The following is a 21443-nucleotide window of genomic DNA, read 5'->3' on the forward strand; positions in this document are numbered from 1 at the left end:
TAGGTAGTTACCCTGGCGATTTCGCGGGGTAATTGCGGCGTTAGAGCGGGAATCGAGCGCCGAAGGCGGCGCTCATTGACTAGACAAGCGAAGGGGAAATATCAGACCGTGCCGGCCAGATGGAAGCGCGAAGCGGGATGCCAGAGGCGCACGGACGTGGCCACATGCCGGCCGACCCAGGTGCGCCGCAGCAGCAACAGGCACGGCTCGCCGATTTCCATTTCCAGATACTGGCGCACGCGCGCGTCCGGTTTCTGCGCGTAGATGCGGAATTCCGCGCGCTGGATGGGGGCGAGACGCACCATGTAGTGATTCGGCGTTTCGATCGTGAAATCCTGTTGCAGATAATCGGGAAACACATCGGGATTCACGTAGCGGTCCTCGTACTGGATCGGCTCGCCCTCTTCGCTGTGCACGATGCGCGAATGGAACACGGGACCCGCGTCGAGTTCGAGCGCGGCGATCGCGTTGGCATCGTCGCTCGCTTCGAGCGCCAGCACGCGCGCCGCGTAGCGATGACCGCGCGCGGCGATTTCATCGGCGATATTGCGGATCTGCAGGACCGTCGATTCGTACTGGCGCGGCGCGACATACGTGCCCGAGCCGCGCACGCGGTTCAGCACGCCTTCGGCCATCAGCTCGCGCAGCGCGCGCGACACGGTCATGCGCGCCACGCCGAATTCCTTGACCATCTCCGTTTCGGAAGGCACGACATCGCCGGGCTTGAGCGCGCCGCTCTCGATTTGCGCGAGGACGTGACGCTTGATCTGTTCGTAGGCGGGCAACGGCGTGCCTGTTATACCTGTCGTGCCTGTCGTACCTTTGGCCGGCTTTTTTTGCATGGTCTTCGATCGGGAAATAAGCGGCGTCGCAGAAAAGCTGCAACGAAGCGGCCAAGCTGGCCGCGGCACATTGTACCGTCCGCCACCTGGCGTCCTGCGTACCAAGGCCCCGGAGGCCGCGCGCTGACAGCGTGCTAAGATCGACCGCTGAATTTGCCGCACCCGACTCACAACCGAATTCCCACAACCCCGCGCAGGTTCCGGCGCCCCGCCGCGCCCCGCCAATCTGCGCGCTCCCGGCGAACCATCTTGCACGCACCGACCCAACTCCTCTTCCTGCCCGGCGCCTCGGGCGACCCGGCGTTCTGGCAACCGCTCGCGGACCAGCTCGCGCATCCGGCCACGCGCCGCTTCGCCGCGTATCCGGGCTTCGGCGGCGTACCCGCCGATCCCGAGGTCGAGAATTTCGAAGACCTCGTGCGCAAGATCGTGCAGCAGATCGACCAGCCGACCGCGCTGATCGCCCAGTCGATGGGCGGCGTGATCGCGCTGCGCGCGGCGCTCGCCAAGACGGCGCTCGTCACGCACATCGTGCTGGCCGTGACCTCGGGCGGCCTCGATACCCAGGCGCTCGGCGCGCAGGACTGGCGCGCCGATTTCGCCGCGAAAAACCCGCAATTGCCGGACTGGTTCCTCACGCTGCGCGAAGACCTCACGGGCGAACTCGCCTATATCCAGCAGCCGGTCATGCTGCTGTGGGGCGACGAAGATCCGGTCAGCCCGCTCGCGGTCGGCGAACGTCTGCTCGAATTGCTGCCGAATTCGGAACTCGACGTGGTGAACGGCGGCGGCCACGACCTCGCGAATGTGCATGCGCGCGTGCTCGCACCGCTCGTCGACGAATTCCTGCTGGGCAGCGACGCCGCCTACGAGGATGAAGACGACGAATACGACGACGAGGATGACGAGGACGACGAAGGCAAGGACGAAAACCCCAGCGCCTGATTTCTGCTTTTCACGGTCCCGCGCGCAGCCGCGGGACCGCTGCCTGCCTTTTCCGATCGGAAACGCGTCGCTTTTAGTCACTATAAGTCACTACAGGCGCACTCAATTCTTTCAATCAGCATTCAATTCGCAGCGAATTCACGCCGATCTGTCGTGAAAGCGCCGTATGCGCACGCGCTTGCCGCCTCGGCGGCTTGACATTCACACCGCATAAGGCGACTATTGGCCGGTTCGATAAACGAAACGATGTTCGTATATAGAACATCAAACGACAAGAACGGGCCTGCCCGCCTCGCGCAACTTTTCAGTTCGACGCGTGAGGCGCATACGAACCCGCTGCGCCGGGGCTTGACGCTTCGTGCACTGAAGGAGCGCCACCTGGGGACAGACCGCCCGCACACGCACGCCGATCCTGACCGCACCGGCCAGCAAATAGCTAGAAACAGCTACAAACAGCCACTCGCTGCGTGAGCAATAACAGCATGAAAAGAGACAACACTCCCCGCGCGCAAGCGCAATCCGCCAAGGGGCGCGGCGTGGTCGCCGCCCTCGTCTATGTGTTCGAGCGGGTCATGCCCGATCCGTTCGTCCTGTCGATCTGCCTCACCGCCTTCGTCGCCGTGCTTGCGCTCGCCATCGCGCCGCACGGCAACGTGCCGACGCTGCTGGACGCGTGGTACACGGGCACCTTCGGCATTCTCGGCTTTGCGTTGCAGATGATCCTGATTCTCGCGACGGGTTACGCCATCGCCGAAGCGCCGATCGTCCAACGCGGCCTGCGCGCGCTCGCCGCCCATGCGCAGACGCCAACGCGCGCCGCGCTGCTGGTGTTTCCGGTCGTCGCCGTCGCGGCGTGGCTCAACTGGGGGCTTGGCCTGATCGTCGGCGCCCTGCTCTCGCGCGAAATCGCGCGGCGCGTGAAGGTGGATTTCGCGTGGCTCGTCGCGGGCAGCTACTCGGCGTGGTCGATCTGCAATAGCGGCCTGTCCAGCTCGATCGCGCTTTCCCAGGCGTCGCACGGCAATGCGCTGAATCTGGTCGAGAAGGCCACGGGCCAGGTCGTGCCGCTTGCGCAGACGGTGTTCGCGCCGTTTGTGTTCGTGCCCACGGTGCTCGTGGTCGTCGTGATGACCTTCATCTTCATCCGCATGCATCCGAAGGCCGAAGACGTGGTGGCTTTCAACCAGAGCGCGCAAAGCGAAGACAGCGGCCCCAGCGACGATCCGCACGCGCGCGCGAGCGCCGGTGAAGGCGAATCGCCGTCGTTCGCCACGCGCCTCGAACAGTCGATGCTCGGCACGCTGCTGCTGATCGTGCTGGGCGCGGGCTATCTGGCGATGGACTGGAGCGAAAAAGGCGTCGATCTCGACATCAACACGACGATCCTGATCTTCCTGCTGATCGGTCTCGCGCTGCAGCGCACGCCGATCGCCTACGCGAACGCGATCCGCCGCGCCGCGCGCCAGACCGGTTCGATGCTGCTCCAGTACCCGGTCTATGGCGGCATCATGGGCATCATGAAGGGCACCGGCCTTGCCTCGATGATCGCCAAGGCGTTCGTGACGATCGCCACGCCCGTCACGCTGCCGATCCTGAGCTATCTGAGCTCGCTCATCATCACGCTGCTGGTGCCGAGCGCCGGCGGCCACTGGGCCGTGCAGGGGCCGTTCGTGCTGCCCGCCGCGCTGAGCCTGCACGCTTCGGTGCCGCGCACCGCCATGGGCGTGGCGATGGCCGAAAACGTCTCGAACATGCTGCAACCGTTCTGGGCCGTGCCGATCGTCGCCATCGCGGGCATCCGCATCCAGCGCGTGATGGGTTACACCGCCGTGACCTTCGCGGTCTCACTGGTGATTTACGCGCTCGCGCTCTGGCTCGTGCCCTGATCCGCCAGGCGTGAGCCACGACCGGAACGGCGCCGCGTGCCTTGACGCGCGCGCCGTTTTTCATGGCTCCGGCATTAGCGCGCATCGTCCGAGCAATTGGGCCACAATGCGTGAACGCCCGAACGCGCTCAAGGACTCTGCCGTGACCGCACATCTGCCGCCCAGCGACGATCTCGACCCGCGCCTCATCGACTTCGCACGCGAAGTGTTCGATACGGCGCGCCGTGGCGAGGCCGCCACGCTCGCCACGCTGATCGACCGGGGTCTGCCGCCCAATCTGCGCAACGAAAAAGGCGATAGCCTCGTGATGCTGGCGAGCTATCACGGCCACGCGAATGCGGTGCGCGCGCTGATCCAGCATGGCGCCGACCCCGACCTGCGCAACGACAACGGCCAGACGCCGCTCGCGGGCGCGGCTTTCAAGGGTTATGCGGAAGTGATCAGCGCGCTGCTCGACAACGGCGCCAATGTCGAAGGCGCTTCGCCCGACGGACGCACGGCGTTGATGATCGCGGCCATGTTCAACCGCGTCGATATCGTCGATCAGTTGCTGTCGCGCGGTGCCAATCCGCGCGCTCAGGATGGCTCGGGCAACACGGCGTTCGATGTCGCCAACGGCATGGGCGCCACCGACGCCGCAGCCCGGCTCGCTCATGCGAGCGGCAGGACGGGTTAAATCTCCGTCAAATCCCTTTGACCGTCCCCGGCTTCATCGGCCGCCCTGGTGTCAGTCCTGGTTTGCATACCCGCCGCTGCCAGGCGACGCTACACCTGTTGGCCCGCGTATGCGGCACGTGACTTGCTCTGACAGCATGAGTAACCCGTGATATTGTTGGGTTACCGGAGTCGTAGCGCGCAAGTGCCCGTCAATCGAACTCTGTCCCCTTCGCGAGCGTCGCCATGAGTGATGTACGCCACCATCTAAGTCCGCGCGACCGCGTGGAATTGCTCTGCTGGCTCACCTGCGGGAGCCTCGGAGCGTACTATCTCAACGAATCCTGGCCTAATGCGGCCTTTCACGTGCAGGCGGCGCACAAGTGGCTTGACCGCCACGCGCGAGAGGCCGACTGGCTCGCCATCGCGCGGCTCACCGCCGTCGCCCAGGAAATCGCCAAGCAGCACGCCTGGTTCGTGGACGCCACGTGGGCGCGCGACGCCGTCGAGGAAATTCTCGACACGGACGACCTCAACTACCAGGCCAAGCTGGTGCTTCAAGTGCTCAAGGATTGCGAGCAGGCGCTCGCCGACCGCCGCCCCGCCGATTGATGATTAATGATTGATTGACGGCACGCTGAACACCCCGGCGTCGTTGCCCGCATCAAGCCGCCGCACGTTTCTCCATCAAATGATGGAGGCGCTGGCGCTATCGCCGGACCATACTCAGGAACGCAGCGCTGGCTCCCGCCAGCGCATCGGCGGGAGCGTTCCCCATGGTCTCGAAGACTCCATCCCCATTTGTATCCGCACTCGCGACGCTCGCGCTCTGCGCGTGCGTTACTTCGATCAGCGCATCCGTATGGGCACAAAACAACGCAGCCGTACCCGGCGCTAGCGCCAGCAAACAGGTGCAGAAAATCGCTCGCACCGATCGCAAACCACAGCAGATCGCCCGAATGGCGCGGCCCGCGCCGCAATCGCTGCGTTATCTGGTGTCCGACGCTCCCTGACTCCGAATCGCTTCGGGATGACGTGCCGCCTCGCGCCGCCCGTTGCGGCGGCGCGAGGCGATCACGTGCGCCCTGGCGCTACGATTGCGGCGCTGTTTTGGCGTCGGCGTTGGCGCTCGTTTTCGGCGTCCAGCCGTATCCGAGCGCCTTATAGAGGCTGACGATCTGCGCAAGCTGCTGATCCTGCAGCTGCGACTGCTGGATCTGCGCGGCAAAGAGACTGCGCTCGGCGTCCAGCACTTCGAGGTAGCTCGTGTAGCCGCCCTCGTACAGATCGCGCGACAGCGACGAATACTGTGTGAGCGCCGCCACCTGGCGCGTCGTGGCGTCGAGTTGATCGCGCGTGCGCGCGACGCCGACCAGCGCGTTCTCCACATCGGCGAAAGCCTGCTGGATCGTCTGTTCGTAGCTCAGGAGCGCTTCCTGATGCTGCGCCTCGGCCTCATGCACGGAGCCTGCGATCGCGCCGCCCTCGAAAATCGGCTGCGTGATCGAACCCGCGAACGACCAGACACGTGCGGGGCCGGTCCAGAGCCCCGAAAGCGCCGTGCTGGCGGCCCCGAATAGCCCCGTGAGCGAGATATCCGGGAAATACTGCGCGCGCGCCGCGCCAATCGATGCGTTCGCCGCGACCAGCGTTTGTTCCGCCTGAAGAATGTCGGGCCGACGCTCCAGCAACGTCGACGGCAAGCCAGCCGGAATCGTCGGCGCGGAGAGCTCCGTGATGGCCTTGCCGCGCGGAATCGGCCCCGGATTCTGGCCGAGCAGCAGCGAAATCGCATCTTCCTGCTGCGCGATCTGCTGCTGGATCGAAAAGACCGACGCCTGCGCGGATTCGTACTCCGACTTCGCCTGGCTCAATTGCAGTTGCGACACCACGCCGCCCGCGAAACGCTCCTCGAACAGCGCCACGGAGGCTTCGCGGCTCTTGAGCGTCTCGCCGGCAATCGTCAGTTGATTGTCGAGATCGCGCAGTTGCAGATAGCTGCTCGCCACGTTGGCGATCAGCGCAATGCGCGTCGCCTGCTGCGCCCACTGCGTGCCAAGATAATCGGCGCGCGCGGCTTCGGTCAACCGCCGCAGCCGCCCGAACAGATCGAGCTCCCACGACGCGACGCCCTGCAATTGGACCTGATTGCCGACCAGCGGCGGATAGCCCGGCGCGGGCACGCCGCGGCTGCGCGAGCCGCCGAAATTCGCACTCACCTGCGGGAACAGACCCGCGCGCGTCACGACGTAGCGACCGTAAAACTCTTCGACGCGCGCCGCCGCGATGCCCAGATCCTTGTTTTGCGCGAGCGCCTTGTCGATCAGATCGTCGAGCACGGGGTCGTTGAACTGCTTCCACCAGTCGATCGACGGATCGACCACCTCGCCGCTCGCCGAGGCGTAACGATAAGTCGAAGGCGTCTCGACCGTCGGCCGATGGTAGTCGGGCCCGACCGCGCAGGCCGCGAGGCACAGCACGCCCATCGCGATCGAGGTAGGACGCCATACACGCTTGAGTGTCGGGTTCATGGCTTCAACCCTCCTGCGCGGGCGGCGCCGCCGGCGGCGACAAAGGTGTTTCCGCCTTCGGCTTCTTGCGGGACGACAAGGTTTCGAGACCCCAGAAGAACATCGGAATGAAGAACAGCGCGATCAGCGTGGCGCCGAGCATGCCGAAGATCACGCCCGTACCGAGCGAGCGGCGGCTCGCCGCCGACGCTCCGCTGGCGATCGCGAGCGGCACGCAACCCAGGATGAACGCTAGCGAGGTCATGATGATCGGCCGCAAACGCAGTTTGGCCGCGGCGAGCGCCGCGTCGTACGGCGACATGTTTTCCTTCTCGCGCATTTCCACCGCGAATTCGAAGATCAGAATGGCGTTCTTGGCCGCGAGCGCGATCAGCACCGTCAAGCCGATCTGGAAGTACACGTCGTCTTCCATGCCGCGGATGAGAATACCGATCAGCGCGCCGAACAGCGCGAACGGCACCGCGAGCAGCACGCCGATCGGCAGCGACCACTTCTCGTACTGCGCCGCGAGAATCAGGAACACCATCAGCAGCGCGAACGCGAACACCATCGCCGCCGTGGAACCCGCCTTCTTCTCTTCGTAAGCCTGACCGCTCCATTCATAGCTATAACCGTCGCCGAGCGTCTCCTTCGCGATCTCCTCCATCGCCGCGATGGCCTCGCCCGAGCTATGGCCCGGCGCGGCATCGCCGGTGATCTTGGCCGCCGGGAAGTTGTTGAAGCGGTTGACGATGTCCGGGCCCGGCACGAAGCGCACCGTCGCCACGGCCTTGATCGGCACCATCTCGCCCGTGCGGTTACGCACATAGAGCTGCTGGATGTCGTCGGGGCGCGTGCGGTACTGCGGCTCGGCCTGCACGATCACCTGGAACAGCCGGCTGCCCTTCGGGAACTGGCTCACATAGGATGAACCGAACATCGTCTGCAGTGCAGAATAGACGTCCTGAACCGGCACGCCCATGGTTTCGGCGCGCTCACGGTCCACCTCGACCAGCAACTGACGCGAACTCGTGTTGATGGTCGAATTCACGCTGCGCAAGGCCGGATTCTGACGCGCCTTCGCGATCATCGCGCGAACCTTTTGCTCCAGTTGCTGATAGTTGCCCTCGCCCGTGCTCTGCAACCAGAACTCGAAGCCCCCCGTCGTACCCAGACCCGGAATCGACGGCGGATTGAGCGGCACCACCGCGCCTTCCTTGAAGGTCGAGAAATATTTCGACGCATCGCGGATCAGGTCTTGCGCCGAGCCGTTCTTGCCGCGCTCGCCAAAACCCTTGAGCGTGATAAAGAGCGTGCCCGCATTCGACTTGTACTGCGAATCGATCAGGCTGTAGCCGATAGGCGCCGCCACCGAACTCACGGCGGGCTGCTTCGCGAACCAGTCCTCGGCCTTCTTCGACAGATCGCCGGTACGGTCGAGGCTGGCCGCATCGGGCATCACGACCGCGCCGAGCAGATAGCCCTGATCCTCCACCGGCAGAAACGAAGAGGGAATCGACTTGAAGAGCACGCCCGTCGCGACGATCATCACGACAATCAGGCCGATCGACAGCACTACCCGGCGGATCGCGGTCTGCACCCAGCTTGCGTAGCCGCCGGTGAGCTTCTCGAACTTCTCGTTGAACCAGCGGAAAAAGCGGTTTTTCTTCTGCTCGCCCGGTTTCAGCAGGATGGCGGCGAGCGCGGGCGAGAGCGTAAGCGCGACGATACCCGAGAGCACCACCGACACGGCAATCGTCACGGCAAACTGCTTGTAGAGCTGCCCCGTAATGCCCGACAGAAACGCCACCGGAATAAACACCGCGAGCAGCACGAGCACGATCGCGACAACCGGCCCGCTCACTTCGTCCATCGCCCGCTTGGCGGCTTCGCGCGGCGGCAGCTTGAACTCGCTCATATTGCGTTCGACGTTTTCGATCACGACGATCGCATCGTCCACGACGATACCGATCGCCAGCACCATGCCGAACAGCGTCAGCATGTTGATCGAAAAGCCGAACGCCTCCATGCCGATGAACGCGCCGATGATCGACACCGGCACCGCGAGAATCGGCACGAGCGTCGCCCGAAAGCTCTGCAGGAAGATGAACACCACGATGATCACGAGAATCACCGCATCGCGCAGCGTATGCACGACCTCGCCGATGGACTCGCGCACGAACTCGGTCGTATCGAGCGCGACCTCGTATTTGAGGCCCGGCGGGAAGTTCTTCGACAACTGATCGAGCGTCTGACGCACCTGTTTGGCCACCTGCAGCGCATTGGCGCCCGGCTGCTGATAGACGGCGATCAGCGTGGCGGTCTTGCCGTTATAGCGGCCGCGCAGCGAATAGTCCTTCGCACCCAGTTCGGTGTGGCCGATATCCTTGATGCGCACGATGGCCGCATCGCCCGACGCCGCGCGCAGAATGATGTCGTCGAACTGGGACGGTTCGGTGAGCCGCCCTTTCGTGGCCACCGGGAAGGTCTGCTGCACGGGGGTATCGGTTGGAGACTGCCCTAATCGACCCGCCGAGAACTGCTGGTTTTGCGCACTGATGGCGTTCTGCACGTCGGCGACCGTAATGCCCAGTCTTGCCATGCGGTCGGGCTTGAGCCAGACGCGCATTGCGTAGTCGGCCGAGCCGAAGATGCTCGCCTGATTCGCGCCCGGAATGCGCTTGAGCGCGTCGAGCACATAGACGTTCGCGTAGTTCGCCACGTAGGACTGGTCGTAGGCGTTATCCGGCGAATAGATCGCAATCACCATCATGAACGCCGACGAGCGCTTCTGCACCGACACGCCCTGCGCCGTAACGGCATCGGGCAGCGTGGGCAACGCGAGATTCACGCGGTTCTGCACGTCCACCTGGGCGAGCGACGGGTCCGTGCCGATGTTGAAATACACGGTCAGCGTCATGTTGCCCGTCGAGGAACTCGACGAGCTCATGTACATCATGTTGTCGGCGCCGTTGACCTGCTGTTCGATAGGAGCGGCCACGTTCTGCGCAACGATGTCCGCGCTCGCGCCCGGATAGGTGGCGCTCACCGTGATCTGCGGCGGCGAAATATCGGGAAACTGCGCGATCGGCAGGTTGAGCAAGGACACGAAGCCCGCGACCACGAGGATGATCGACAGCACCGACGCGAAGATCGGCCGGTCGATAAAGAAGTGGGAGAACTTCATCGCTCAACCTCCCGCTGCGGGCGAGAGGGTCACGTCCACGCGGCGGGACTTGTCAGCCGGGTCGGAGGCGATCACGCGCGCGGGCTTGCGCATTTCGATGCGCGCGTCCTGCACGCCCGCGACGATCAGCGCCGAGCGCACGGTGTCGGCGCGCGCGTGCGCGAGCCGCTCGTTCTGCGCGGCGGAGCCGGTCGAATCGGTGTAGCCGGAGATCACCACGCGCGTAGCGGGGGACGCGGCGAGACGTTGTGCCACCGCCGCCAGCGCCGTGGCCGATTGCGCGTCGAGACTCGCGCTGCCGCTCGTGAAGTACAGCGGCGTTGGCCCGGAAGCGCTGCTGGCAGTCGTGCCGCCGGCGTTCGCGCTGCCGGATGCGGCAGCGGCATTGCCGCCATTCGGGGCGGCGGCACCACTCGCCGCACCGCCCGCCTGAGCCGCCTGCGCAGGTGCCTGCACGAGATGCGGATTAACCGGCGCACCCGGCATTAACCTGAGCGTGTTGTCCACCACGACACGATCGCCCGCGTGCAGGCCCGAACTCACGACCCAGTCGTTACCGTTCCATTCGCCGGTTTCGATCGAGCGCTGCTGCGCCTTGTTGTCCTTGTCCACGGTCCACACGTATGCCCCGCGCGGCCCCTGGATCACGGCGTTCTGCGGCACGGCGATGGCATTCGCGCGATCGGCGCCGCGTAGCTTGATGCGTACGAACTGGCCGGGCCGCAACGTGCCCTTCGGGTTCGGCACTTCGGCGCGTATCAGATAGGTGCCGGTCTGTTCGCTCAACGAAGCATCGGCAAAAGCGATACGGCCGGTATACGGATAGGTGCTGCCGTCAGCCAGCACAATGTCGGCTTCCAGCTTGCCGATCTGCGGCAGTTTGAGCGTGCCGTTGGTCGTCTGCGTGCGCAGATTCAGCATCTCGTTTTCCGAGAGCGAGAAGTTGACCCACATGGGATCGAGCTTCGCGACGTAGGTCAGCAGGCTGTTGGTCGCATCGATATACGAGCCGTCCTGCTTCTTCGCGAAACTCGACAGCCCCGTGACCGGCGCGGTGATCGTCGTATAACCGAGGTTGAGTTCCGCGCTCGTGACGTTGGCGCGCGCCTGTTCAAGCGCGGCCGCTGCGGCCTGCTGCTGGCCGATGGAATCGTCGAGATCCTTCTGGCTCAACGCGTTCTTGGCCGCCAGCGGCTTGACGCGATTGAGATTGGCCTGTGCGGTGTCGAGCCGTGCTTTCTGTTGCGCGTATTCGGCGCGCGCCGCGTCGAGCGCGGCCTGGAACGGCTTGCGGTCCATCTGGAACATGACGTCCCCTTGATGAACCATCGAGCCTTCTTCATAGACGCGCTTTTCCAGAAAACCGCTTACGCGTGCGCGTATTTCGACTTGTTGAGAGCTTTCTGTCTGACCGACATAGTCAAATACAACGGGCACGTCGCGCAGCGCGACATCCATTACATCGACATTGGCCGGCGGGGGCGCTGACGCAACTGGTGTTTTATCGTGGCACGCAGCAGCCCCGATTGCCAAACCCATGGACAAGCACAACCGTGCCACTTTATATCCGCATGTCATGCTTTTCTCCGTTATCGACGATCTACGCTGGACCGACGAACCCCAGGCGAATCCTGATACACAGGACGTGCTGCGCCGCCTCAAGCTCGGAGCAAATCTTACTGCGTTTCCTCAGAGTGCACGATCACCGTGCCCATTAAAAGAAAGCGATCCTTATTGTTAGTCAAGGTTAAATACGCTTGTCGAAACAATCGCATCTTGCGTTGCGCTCAAAGCAATAAATTTAAAGATATGGATTGCAAACATTCGAATTTCCGCTGCAACGAAAGACGTTCAGCGGCTTCGATCCAGCCGGCGGATAGCGCCGAACTCCGCGCCTGACAATGTGCGGATCAGCAGCGCCATCGCATCGGGCACGCGTGCGCGTTCAAGCTCGACATGCAGGCAGGCCAGTTCGCGGCGATGGTCGATATCTATCGTATGGATACCCAGTGCATCGCCCAGCAGACCATGCAACAAACAACGCGCAAGCCGTGCGTCATGCATGGCGACACGCACGACCATCTGCACGGTGACGTGATGCGACGGCCGGGGCTGTTGCTCCGGCGCCGCGCGCGGCACGCGCGGCGCAATCCTGGGAGAGGAAACGAGTTGATGCGGCAGGAGCGATGCCATGTGAGCGGGACGCTTGCCGGAAGAACCGGTGCGCCATGTTGTTGAACATGGCTCGATTCTAGATAGCGGCATGCAAACGCCGCGTAAAGAAACCCGTGGCGCGTGCCAAAAAATCATCGCCCGCGCCACACAATTTAACGAACGCGATGCCTCCAGCCATGCCGAATTGCCGTCCCCGCTTCAGTCGAGCGGACGTCCAGCCGGCTCGCGAATCCACGGCAACGCGATCAACGAGACCGCGCCGCAGCCGATCAGATACCACGCCGGCGCAAGCGGATTGCCGAACAGTTGAATCAGCCAGGTCGCGAAGAACTGCGCAAAGCCGCCAAAGATCGACACGCCCACGCAATAGACAATCGACATGCCGGTCACGCGCATCGACTGGGGAAAGAGTTCGGGCAGCATGACGATATTGGGCACCGCCGTGAAAGCGACGATCGCGCCGAGCACCGCGACCACACCGAGCACTGCCGGCACCGTGGGCACCGAATGGATCAGCAGGAACGCCGGATAAATCACCGCGATCAGCAGCACGCGCGAAACGCCCAGCACAGGCTTGCGTCCGAACCGGTCGGACAGCATGCCCGCGAACGGCGAACACGCCGCCGTCACGAGTGCCGCCACGAGCGCCGCGCTCATGCCCACCGACATCGGCAAGCCGAGAATCTTGATCGCATAGGTGGACATATAGAACAGCACGATGTAGTTCGCCGCCGTGCCGCCGATGGTGGTCAGCACCCCCGCGACGAGCGCCGTGCGATGGTGCGCGAAAATCTCGCGCAATGGGCGCGCCGCAACGGCGACCGGCGTATCGGCATCGACGGGTTCGGCGTGCGCCAGCGTTTCGTCCAGATGGCGGCGGATATACACGCCCACCGGCACCACCAGCATGCCGATCACGAAAGGCACGCGCCAGCCCCAGCTATGCAGCGCCGCAGGCGAGAGCGTGGCGGACAGGGCCACGCCCAGCAGCGCGCCGCACACCGCGTTGAGCCCCTGGCTCACGAACTGCCAGCTGCCGTAGAAACCGCGCGAATCGTCGTCGGCGTATTCGAGCAGCATCGCGGTCGAGGCCCCGACTTCGCCGCCCACCGCGAAGCCCTGCACGAGCCGTGCGAAGACGATCAGCGCAGGCGCGGCGAGGCCGATCTGCGCGTAAGTCGGCGCGAACGCGATCAGCGCGGAACCGAGCGCCATGAGCCACAGCGTAAGTGTCATGGCGGCCTTGCGGCCCGCGCGGTCGGCGAACGCGCCAATCAGCACGCCGCCGATCGGCCGCACGATGAAGCCCACGCCGAAGCTGCCCACGGCGAGCAGCAACTGGTTCAGCGCACCGTGCACGGGAAAGAACAGCGTGCCGATGGTCGTCGCGAAGAAGCTATAGACCGTGAAGTCGAAAAACTCCAGGCCGTTGCCGAGCGTGATCGCGGCAATGGCCTTCGCGCGCGAAACACGCGATGCGCTCGCGGGAGCGGGCGCGGCGGCGTCGGGATCGGTGTGCAGGGTGCTGGCGTTCATCGTGTGTCTCCTCTTTGGGCAAACGCGCGTCAGGCGCTCAGAAAGCGTTCGGCCAGTTGCACCCAGTACGCGGCGCCCGTTGCGAGGCAGTCGTCGTTGAAATCGTAGCCGGGGTTATGAACCATGCAGCCGCCCTCGCCGTCGCCATTGCCGATGATCAGATAGCTCCCCGCACAATGTTCGAGCAGGAAGGAGAAGTCCTCGCTGCCGGTGAGCGGATCGAGATCGTCGATCAAACCGTCCTGGCCGAGCCAGTCGCGCGCGACGTCCTGCGCGAAGGCCGTCATCTGCGCGTCGTTCACCAGCACCGGATAGCGCCGCTGATAGTCGATACGCGCCGACGCGCCATAGGCGCTCGCCTGCGCATGCACGAGTGCCGTGATGCGCGCTTCGAGCAGATCGCGCACGTCGGGGCGCAACGCGCGCACCGACAGCTTCATCTGCGCGGTCTGCGGAATCACGTTGGGCGCCTCGCCCGCATGGATCGCGCCGACAGTCACGATCGCCATGTCGAGCGGCGACACGTTGCGCGACACGATGGTCTGCAGCGCGAGCACGACGTTCGCGCACACCACCACGGGATCGATCGCCTTGTGCGGCACCGCGCCATGGCCGCCGCGCCCGTCGATGTCGATCACGACCGTGTCCGACGAAGCCATGAATGGCCCCGCGCGAAAGCCGAGCTTGCCGGTCGGGAAGCCTGGCATGTTGTGCATGGCGAAGACCGCGTCGCAGGGAAAGCGCTCGAAGAGCCCTTCATCGAGCATGCGCTTCGCGCCGCCCAGGCCTTCCTCGGCGGGCTGAAAAATCAGATGTAGCGTGCCGTCGAATGCGCGCGACTGCGCGAGATGTTTGGCGGCGGCCAGCAGCATCGCCGTGTGGCCATCGTGACCGCACGCGTGCATCTTGCCGGGGACGCGGCTCGCGTAGTCGAGGCCGGTGGCTTCGTGGATCGGCAAGGCGTCCATGTCGGCGCGCAGGCCCAGGCGGCGCGTGCCATCGCCGAGCTTGAGCGTGCCGACGACGCCCGTGCCGCCCAGCCCGCGATGCACCTCGTAGCCCCATGCAGCGAGCTTTTCCGCGACGAGATCGCTGGTCACGAATTCCTCGAAGCCGAGTTCCGGGTGGGCGTGGATCGCATGGCGCAGCGCGATCATTTCCTCTTCGATCGCCGCGATTGCGGGGGGAATCGCCATCGTGTTCATCCGTCGTCTCCTTCAAGCGCAGTAATTGCTGGATGACACAGGATAATGACGCCGACTTTTCGCCGACAGACCTAAAATGGTTAGCTCGCCAACCACAGGTTTTCACCCGGGTTTTCCCTCATGAAAGTCCACCAGTTCCGGGCGCTCGTCGCCATGGCCGACACCGGCAGCATCCGTGCGGCGGCACGCGCGCTCGGCATCTCGCCGGCCGCCGCCACCAAGGCCGTGCGCGAGCTGGAAGCCGAGCAGCAGATCGCGCTCGTGATGCGCAACGCCAACGGCATCGCCTTTACGGAAGCGGGCCAGGCGCTGCTCGTGCATGCACGGGCGATCGTGCATCAGCTCACGCGCGCCCAGGACGAACTCGACGCACGGCGCGGCAGCGGCGGCGGCAAGCTCTCGATCGGCGTGACGCCGTGGCTCGCGCTCTCCTTCCTGCCCGACGCGGTCACGCGCTTTCGCGAGCGGATGCCCGGCATGCAACTGGAGTTTTACGAGGGACTGCTTAATATCGTGATGCCGCGCCTGCGCGACGGCACGCTCGACTTTTCACTCGGCAAACCGGGGCTCGCCTCGCTGCACACCGAATTTTCGCAGACGCCGATCTTCGCGACCGAATCCGCCGTGGTCGTGCGCAAAGACCATCCGCTCGGGCACGCGCATTCGCTGGTGGAATTGCAGGAGTGCGAATGGCTGCTCAACTGGGACCCGGCCAGCAAGGAAATGGTCACCGACGACGTGTTTCGCCGGCACGGCCTGCCGCTGCCGCGCACGGTGCATCTCGCGCATTCGTTCGTGGTGGCGATGGGCCTCATCATGAACACCGATATGGTGAGCATCTTTCCCTGGCCGCTGGTCGAGACGCGCTTCGCGCGCGAGAACCTGCGCGCGCTCACGCTCCAGGAGGAGGTGGACCGCACCGTGGTGAGCGTGGTCGCGCGGCGCGGCGTGCCGCTTTCGGCTGCCGCCGAATGCTTTCTCGACTGCCTCAAGGACGCGATCCGGGCGGGCGAAGCCTCGCAGGACCCGGAACGGCGGCGGCTCTATCACTCGCTCGAACTCTTGATCTGACGACTCCCCCGGTCTGCCCCCTGTTGTTGCGACCCCACGCCCGACGCGGCTTTAAATATTACATTCGCATATACGAATCATTCGCATTATCATTGCGAACTTTCAAACAGCTTTGATCCGCGATGCATGATCCCGCCCCTTCGCCACCACACCGGCGAAGGCCGGGCGGATTCGCGCGTCTGCGGAAAACAACGGGGGTTTGGGTTTGGATTCGATGTCGTATGCCGCACAGGAGCCGGTTGGCCGCCACCTTGGCCGCCGCAAAGGACTGATCAGCGCGTTGCTCGCGGCGGGTGTGATCGGCGTGAGCGGATTTACCGCACTGCCCGCGCGGGCCGCCGAGGCGCAACCGGACGCCAGCGTTACGCCCGCCGATGCAAAGGCCAACGACGCCAAACCGGGCGATCAGCTCGCCCCGATCAAGATCACCAGCGGCAAGACCCAGGGCTTCGCGCCGAAGAGCGTGGAAACCGGTCAGTACCGTGGCCAGGACGCGCTCGACGTGGCCGCGACCGTGAACGTCGTCACGCGCGACCTGCTGGACGCCCAGGGCGCGACCGGTCTGTTCGACGCGGTGCGCAACGTCGCGGGCGTCTCGCGCCAGCAGTTGAACGGCCTCGCCTACGACAATCTGTCCGTGCGCGGCATCGCGCTCGACAACCGTTCGAGCTTCTACATCGACGGTCTGCTGCCCATCGACAACAACATCTGGATGCCGATGGAAGACAAGGAGCGCGTGGAGGTGCTCAAGGGCGCGTCGGCGCTCTACTACGGCTTCACGGTGCCGGCGGGCATCGTCAACATGGTGATGAAGCGCGCGGGCAGCGATCCCGTGACGAGCCTGAGCGTGCTCGGCGATTCGAATGGCTCAATCGGCGCCGCCGTGGACATCGCGCGCCGCTTCGGCCCGGACGACCAGTTCGGCCTGCGCGTGAACGCGATGGACGAGCACGTCGAAACGCCCATCGAAGGCGACCGCGGCTATCGCAAGTTCGTGAGCGCGGCGTTCGACTGGCGCGTGAACAGCCAGCTCAAGCTGCAATACGACCTCGAACACATCGAAACGAAGATCGTCGAGCAGGCCGGCATCGCGCCGCTCGCTGCCGTCAACGGCGTCATCACGCTGCCCGCGATGCCCGACCCGAGCCGTCTGCTCGTGCCCAACAACCGGCCGACCTATGCGAGCGCGACCTCGCAGATCGTGCGCGCCGATTATGCGTTCAACGACCACTGGAGCGCGAACTTCTCGATCGGCCAGTCGATCACGCGGCGCGACCGCTGGGCCTGGGTGTTCCAGAAGTACAACGTGGCGACCGGCACGGGCACCTTGCAGGGCAGCCAGCAGAACGGCCAGATGTACGAGAACAAGAACGTGCGTCTCGAAGTCAACGGCGATTTCAAAACCGGCCCGTTCACGCATACGGTCACCGTAGGCGGCACGCAGAACTGGCTGTTCCAGCCGGATTTCACGACGTACACGTACACCGCGACGCAAAATCTCTACGATCCGGTCGACATCGCCAAACTCACGCGCAGCGCCACCAGCAAGGCGTTTTACGCGCAGCACGTGCGCAATAGCGGTCTTTATCTGTTCGATCAGGTCGATCTGACCTCGCGCCTGCAGGTGATGGGCGCGGTGCGCTACTCGCAGTACACGGGTTCGCAGGCCGGCACGCCGAGCCAGAACATCAATCGCACGTCGCCCTCGGGCAGCATCACGTATCGCCTGACGCCCAATACAAGCGTCTACGCGAGCTATGTCGAAGCGCTCGAATCGCCGGGCAGCGCGCCCGCGACCGCAGCGAACGCGTATCAGATCCTGCCCGCCGCCGTGAGCCGCCAGGAAGAAGTGGGCGTGCGCACGCGCCTGCCGGGCAACACGCTCGTTTCGCTCGCGCTCTTCAATCTGCGACAGCCTTCGGCGGAAACCAACACCGCCAACATCTACACGCTCGATGGCATGGCGCGCTATCGCGGCCTGGAATTCTCGGTGCAGGGCGAGCCGGTGCGCAATGTATCGGTGTCGGCGTCGGCGATGTATCTCGATGCGAAAACGACCGAGTCGAGCGATCCGACACTGCTCGGCAAGGTGCCCGAGAACACGCCGCACGTCACCGCGAGCCTGTTCGCCGAGTACCGCGTGCCCGTGCTCACGGGGCTGGCCGTCAACGGCGGCCTCTACTACACCGGCCCGCGCGCGGTGAACGGCGCGAACCAGGCGTGGATCGGCGGCTATACGCTCTTCACGGCGGGCCTGCGCTATGAAACGCGCGTGCATGGCAAGCGCGTGTCCGTACAGGCCAACCTGGAGAACGCCACCAACAAGCGCTACTGGAGCGCGGCCGGTTCGAACCAGATCGCCGTGGGCCTGGGCCGCACGGTCGAGCTGTCGTCGACGATCGACTTCTAGACGTTTTTCGTCTAGAACGACGTGCCGATCTGGAACTGGAACTTCTGGTACTGGTCGCCCGCGTGCTTGACGATCGGGAAACCGAGGTCGAGCTTGAGCGGGCCGATCGGCGAGATCCATTCGAGACCGGCGCCGTAGCTGTAGCGCAGGCCGTTCGCGCCCGTGCTGCTGCCTTCGGTGCCCCAGACGTTGCCGCCGTCCACGAAGGTGAACACGCGCAGCGTGCGGTCGTAGCCCGTGCCCGGCAGCGGGAAGGTCAGCTCGATATTGCCGACCACCATCTTCGAGCCGCCGATCGGGTCGTTGGTGGTCGCATCGCGCGGCCCCAGCGAGCCCGACTCGTAGCCGCGCACCGAACCGATACCGCCCGCGTAGTAGTTCTTGAAGATCGGGTACGGCTTGCCACCCAGTCCGTTGCCGTAGCCGCCCTGGAAGTTCATGCCCAGTACGAAGCCGCGCGAGAATGAGTAGTAGTACTGCATTTGCGCATCGGCCTTGTAGTACTCCGTCCCGGCGGGCGTGCCGACTTCGGCGTTGGCCTGCGCAAAGTAACCGCGGCTCGGCACCAGTGCGCTGTCACGATTGTCGCGCGACCAGCCCACCGTGAACGGCACCGTGTTCGAGACGCGCCCGAAATCGGCCACATAGTCCTTGTAGGTCTGCGGTGTTTCCGAGTCGATGTCGAGGCGATCCTGCTCGATGCCGAGGCCGAAATACACCATGTCGGTCTCGGAGAACGGAATGCCGAACTTCATGTCCGCGCCATACGAAACGATACGGAAACTCGTGTCGTTCGTGCTCGAATAGTAGAGCGGCTCGGTCGTGCGGTAATAGACGTCGGTGATGCGCTTGATGCCGTCCACCGTGAAATACGGATCGACCTGGGTGACCGACAGCGTGCGGTACGTGGACGCCGTGTTGACGTTCAGCGACAGGCTCTTGCCCGTGCCGAACACGTTGTCCTGCGAAATACCCGCCGAAATGATCGGCCCTTCGCCCGAACCGTAGCCCAGGCCCAGCGACAGCGTGCCGGTGGGCTTCTCGGTCACTTTCACGTCCACGTCCACTTCGTCCTGCGTGCCTTCCACGGGCACGGTGCTCACGTCGACATCGGTGAAATAGCCCAGGCGGTTGACGCGATCCTTCGACAGCGCGAGACGGTTCGAATCGAACCACGAGCTTTCGAGCTGGCGCATCTCGCGGCGCACGACCTCGTCGCGGGTGCGCGTATTGCCGACCACGTTCACGCGGCGCACATAGACGCGACGGCTCGGATCGACCTGCAGCGTCAGCGCGACGGTGTGATGGACCTGGTCGATCTGCGGCTCGGCGTTGACGGTCGCAAAGGCGTAGCCGTATTCGCCAAGCTTGTCGACCAGCGCCTTGGTGGTGTCCTTGAGCTTCTGCGCCGAAAAGCGCTGCCCGGCCTTCACACCGACGATCTTCTTCAATTCCGCCTCGCGATCGAGCAGATTGCCCGCGAGATTGACGCTGGAAATCGTATAAGGCTCGCCCTCATGCACCGAAATGGTCAGGTACATGTCCTTCTTGTCGGGCGACAGCGATACCTGGGTCGAATCGATGTTGAACTCCAGGTAACCGCGGTCGAGATAGTACGAGCGTACGTTCTCCAGATCGCCGGTCAGTTTTTCTTTGGAGTACAGATCGTTCTTCGTGTACCACGAGAACCAGTTCGGCGTGGAAAGCTGCATCTCGTCGCGCAAGGTGCTCTCGCTGAACACCTTGGTGCCGATGAAGTTGACCTGGCGAATCTTCGCGCTCGGCCCTTCCACCACCGAAAACAGCAGGCCCACGCGGTTGCGGTCGATCGGCGTAACCGTGGTCGTCACTTCGGCGGCGTAGTAACCGCGCGTCAGATACTGGCGCTTGAGTTCCTGCTCGGACTTGTCCACCAGCGCCTTGTCGAAGCTGCGGCCCGGCGACAGGCCCACTGCGGCGAGCGCCTTGGTAAGGTTGTCCTTGTCGAATTCGTGGATGCCCGCGAAGTCGATCGTGCCGATGGCCGGGCGCTCCTGCACCTGCACGACGACCGTGCCGCCTTCGGTGGAAATCCGCACGTCGCTGAAAAAGCCGGTGGCATAGAGCGCGCGGATGGCGTCGGAAGCCTTGTCGTCCGTAAAGGTATCGCCCTGCTTGATCGGCAGATAGGCGAACACGGTGCCGGGCTCGATGCGCGCCAGTCCGTCGATGCGGATGTCCTGGACCACGAAAGGCTCGGCGGCGTGCGCGGCGGCCGCGATGCCGAGTCCGAAGCCGGCGAAGGTCAGCGCGCGAGCGTAGCGCGTAGAAGATGAAACCGTCATGCGGGAGGTCGAGAAGTAGGCCAGCGAAGACAAACGAATACGCCGCGCGAACCGGCGCGACGCGAGAGACGCGGCGCGGCGGGCCGCGCCAGCGCGTGACGAATTGGGCGCACGTCGCGAATACGCGTGCATCGTGTTATGGACCGGGCTATTGCATGCGTATCCCGCTGGGCCGCAACGGCCTGGCGAGACCGGTTGCGAGCGAGAGCACTTCGGTCATACGCGCGGCCTGCGCCGGGTGCAGGCGGAACGAGAGTTCCGCGCCGCCGGGCAGTCGAAAGCTCACCACGAGATGCTGCACGGCGCCGTTCTCGCGGCCCACTTCCCACGCCTCGCACGGCATCGCGAACTTCACGCTCGCGGTCTTGTGGCGAATGCGCTCCGAGCGGCCGATGGCGTTGGACAGCGCGGCCAGCATCTCGTGCAGGACGGAGCAATGCAGCGCGACGCTGTCCGGCTGATTGCCGTTGACCATCAGATACTGGCCGTCCGCGGACAGCTCGAAGCCGCGCAGCGAATCGATGGCAAGTGACGTGGACGTGGACATGAACGGCACTCCGTGACGAAAGCATCGGCGGAGTCTAGTGGGCGCGGCGGCCCGGGGCATTACCCACGCGTTACGTTGATTACTTTCATCAATATTGCGCGGCGGGCGCGGCGCAAGGGCGAAATCGCCCGATCATCCGGGCCAGCGGGGG

Annotated in this window: 15 protein-coding genes; 6 read left to right on the top strand and 9 right to left on the bottom strand. The window is 64.4% G+C overall.

The genetic code is table 11. The features are described from left to right. Positions 1-101: 101 nt before the first annotated feature. Positions 102-842, bottom strand: coding sequence for a histidine utilization repressor (gene hutC / locus B0G62_RS12600; protein ID WP_103704523.1), 741 nt, complete (start codon positions 840-842; stop codon positions 102-104). A 249-nt stretch (positions 843-1091) separates the two neighbouring features. Here hutC and B0G62_RS12605 point away from each other — a divergent pair, with 249 nt between their 5' ends. The 4 genes from B0G62_RS12605 (at position 1092) to B0G62_RS12620 (ending at position 4939) form a co-directional block, all read left to right on the top strand. Continuing rightward, a complete protein-coding gene (locus tag B0G62_RS12605) occupies positions 1092-1787 on the top strand; it encodes an alpha/beta fold hydrolase (protein ID WP_103704524.1) in 696 nt (231 codons plus the stop codon). Positions 1788-2269: 482 nt separating this feature from the next. Further along, positions 2270-3673 (top strand): short-chain fatty acid transporter, encoded by a 1404-nt coding sequence (locus B0G62_RS12610; protein WP_103704525.1) that lies wholly within the window; start codon positions 2270-2272, stop codon positions 3671-3673. 142 nt (positions 3674-3815) lie between these two features. Beyond that, positions 3816-4349, top strand: a complete 534-nt coding sequence (locus B0G62_RS12615; protein ID WP_407671152.1) for an ankyrin repeat domain-containing protein — start codon at positions 3816-3818, stop codon at positions 4347-4349. A 224-nt stretch (positions 4350-4573) separates the two neighbouring features. Then, positions 4574-4939 (top strand): hypothetical protein, encoded by a 366-nt coding sequence (locus B0G62_RS12620; RefSeq protein WP_103704527.1) that lies wholly within the window; start codon positions 4574-4576, stop codon positions 4937-4939. Between the two features lie 479 nt (positions 4940-5418). Here the strand turns inward: B0G62_RS12620 and B0G62_RS12625 are convergent, their stop codons facing one another. The 6 genes from B0G62_RS12625 to B0G62_RS12650 all read right to left on the bottom strand — a co-directional run bounded on the left by B0G62_RS12625 (position 5419) and on the right by B0G62_RS12650 (position 14940). Next, on the bottom strand, positions 5419-6858 hold the full coding sequence (locus tag B0G62_RS12625) for an efflux transporter outer membrane subunit (protein WP_244193213.1): 1440 nt from the start codon (positions 6856-6858) through the stop codon (positions 5419-5421). Positions 6859-6862: 4 nt separating this feature from the next. Continuing rightward, positions 6863-10024: an efflux RND transporter permease subunit gene (locus B0G62_RS12630; protein ID WP_103704528.1), complete on the bottom strand. Its 3162-nt coding sequence runs from the start codon at positions 10022-10024 to the stop codon at positions 6863-6865. A gap of 3 nt (positions 10025-10027) precedes the next feature. Continuing rightward, positions 10028-11602 carry an efflux RND transporter periplasmic adaptor subunit gene (locus tag B0G62_RS12635; RefSeq protein WP_103704529.1) on the bottom strand — a complete coding sequence of 525 codons (1575 nt, stop codon included), beginning with the start codon at positions 11600-11602 and terminating at the stop codon, positions 10028-10030. Between the two features lie 273 nt (positions 11603-11875). Next, positions 11876-12217, bottom strand: a complete 342-nt coding sequence (locus B0G62_RS12640; protein ID WP_244193214.1) for a hypothetical protein — start codon at positions 12215-12217, stop codon at positions 11876-11878. 180 nt (positions 12218-12397) lie between these two features. Continuing rightward, positions 12398-13735, bottom strand: a complete 1338-nt coding sequence (locus B0G62_RS12645) for an MFS transporter (RefSeq protein WP_103704530.1) — start codon at positions 13733-13735, stop codon at positions 12398-12400. A 29-nt stretch (positions 13736-13764) separates the two neighbouring features. Continuing rightward, on the bottom strand, positions 13765-14940 hold the full coding sequence (locus tag B0G62_RS12650) for a M20 aminoacylase family protein (RefSeq protein ID WP_103704531.1): 1176 nt from the start codon (positions 14938-14940) through the stop codon (positions 13765-13767). A gap of 120 nt (positions 14941-15060) precedes the next feature. Here B0G62_RS12650 and B0G62_RS12655 point away from each other — a divergent pair, with 120 nt between their 5' ends. Continuing rightward, entirely contained in the window at positions 15061-16011 is a 951-nt protein-coding gene (locus B0G62_RS12655; protein ID WP_103704532.1) for a LysR substrate-binding domain-containing protein, read from the top strand. 214 nt (positions 16012-16225) lie between these two features. After that, entirely contained in the window at positions 16226-18421 is a 2196-nt protein-coding gene (locus tag B0G62_RS12660; protein ID WP_103704714.1) for a TonB-dependent receptor, read from the top strand. 11 nt (positions 18422-18432) lie between these two features. On the opposite strand, the gene bamA is transcribed toward B0G62_RS12660, so the two are convergent. Further along, complete coding sequence (bamA, locus tag B0G62_RS12665) at positions 18433-20745, bottom strand: outer membrane protein assembly factor BamA (protein WP_103704533.1); 2313 nt, start codon at positions 20743-20745, stop codon at positions 18433-18435. Positions 20746-20893: 148 nt separating this feature from the next. Beyond that, positions 20894-21292 carry a hypothetical protein gene (locus tag B0G62_RS12670; RefSeq protein ID WP_103704534.1) on the bottom strand — a complete coding sequence of 133 codons (399 nt, stop codon included), beginning with the start codon at positions 21290-21292 and terminating at the stop codon, positions 20894-20896. Positions 21293-21443 lie beyond the last annotated feature (151 nt).

The sequence above is a fragment of the Paraburkholderia eburnea genome, from assembly GCF_002917095.1.
In the GTDB taxonomy this organism is placed as follows: domain Bacteria; phylum Pseudomonadota; class Gammaproteobacteria; order Burkholderiales; family Burkholderiaceae; genus Paraburkholderia; species Paraburkholderia eburnea.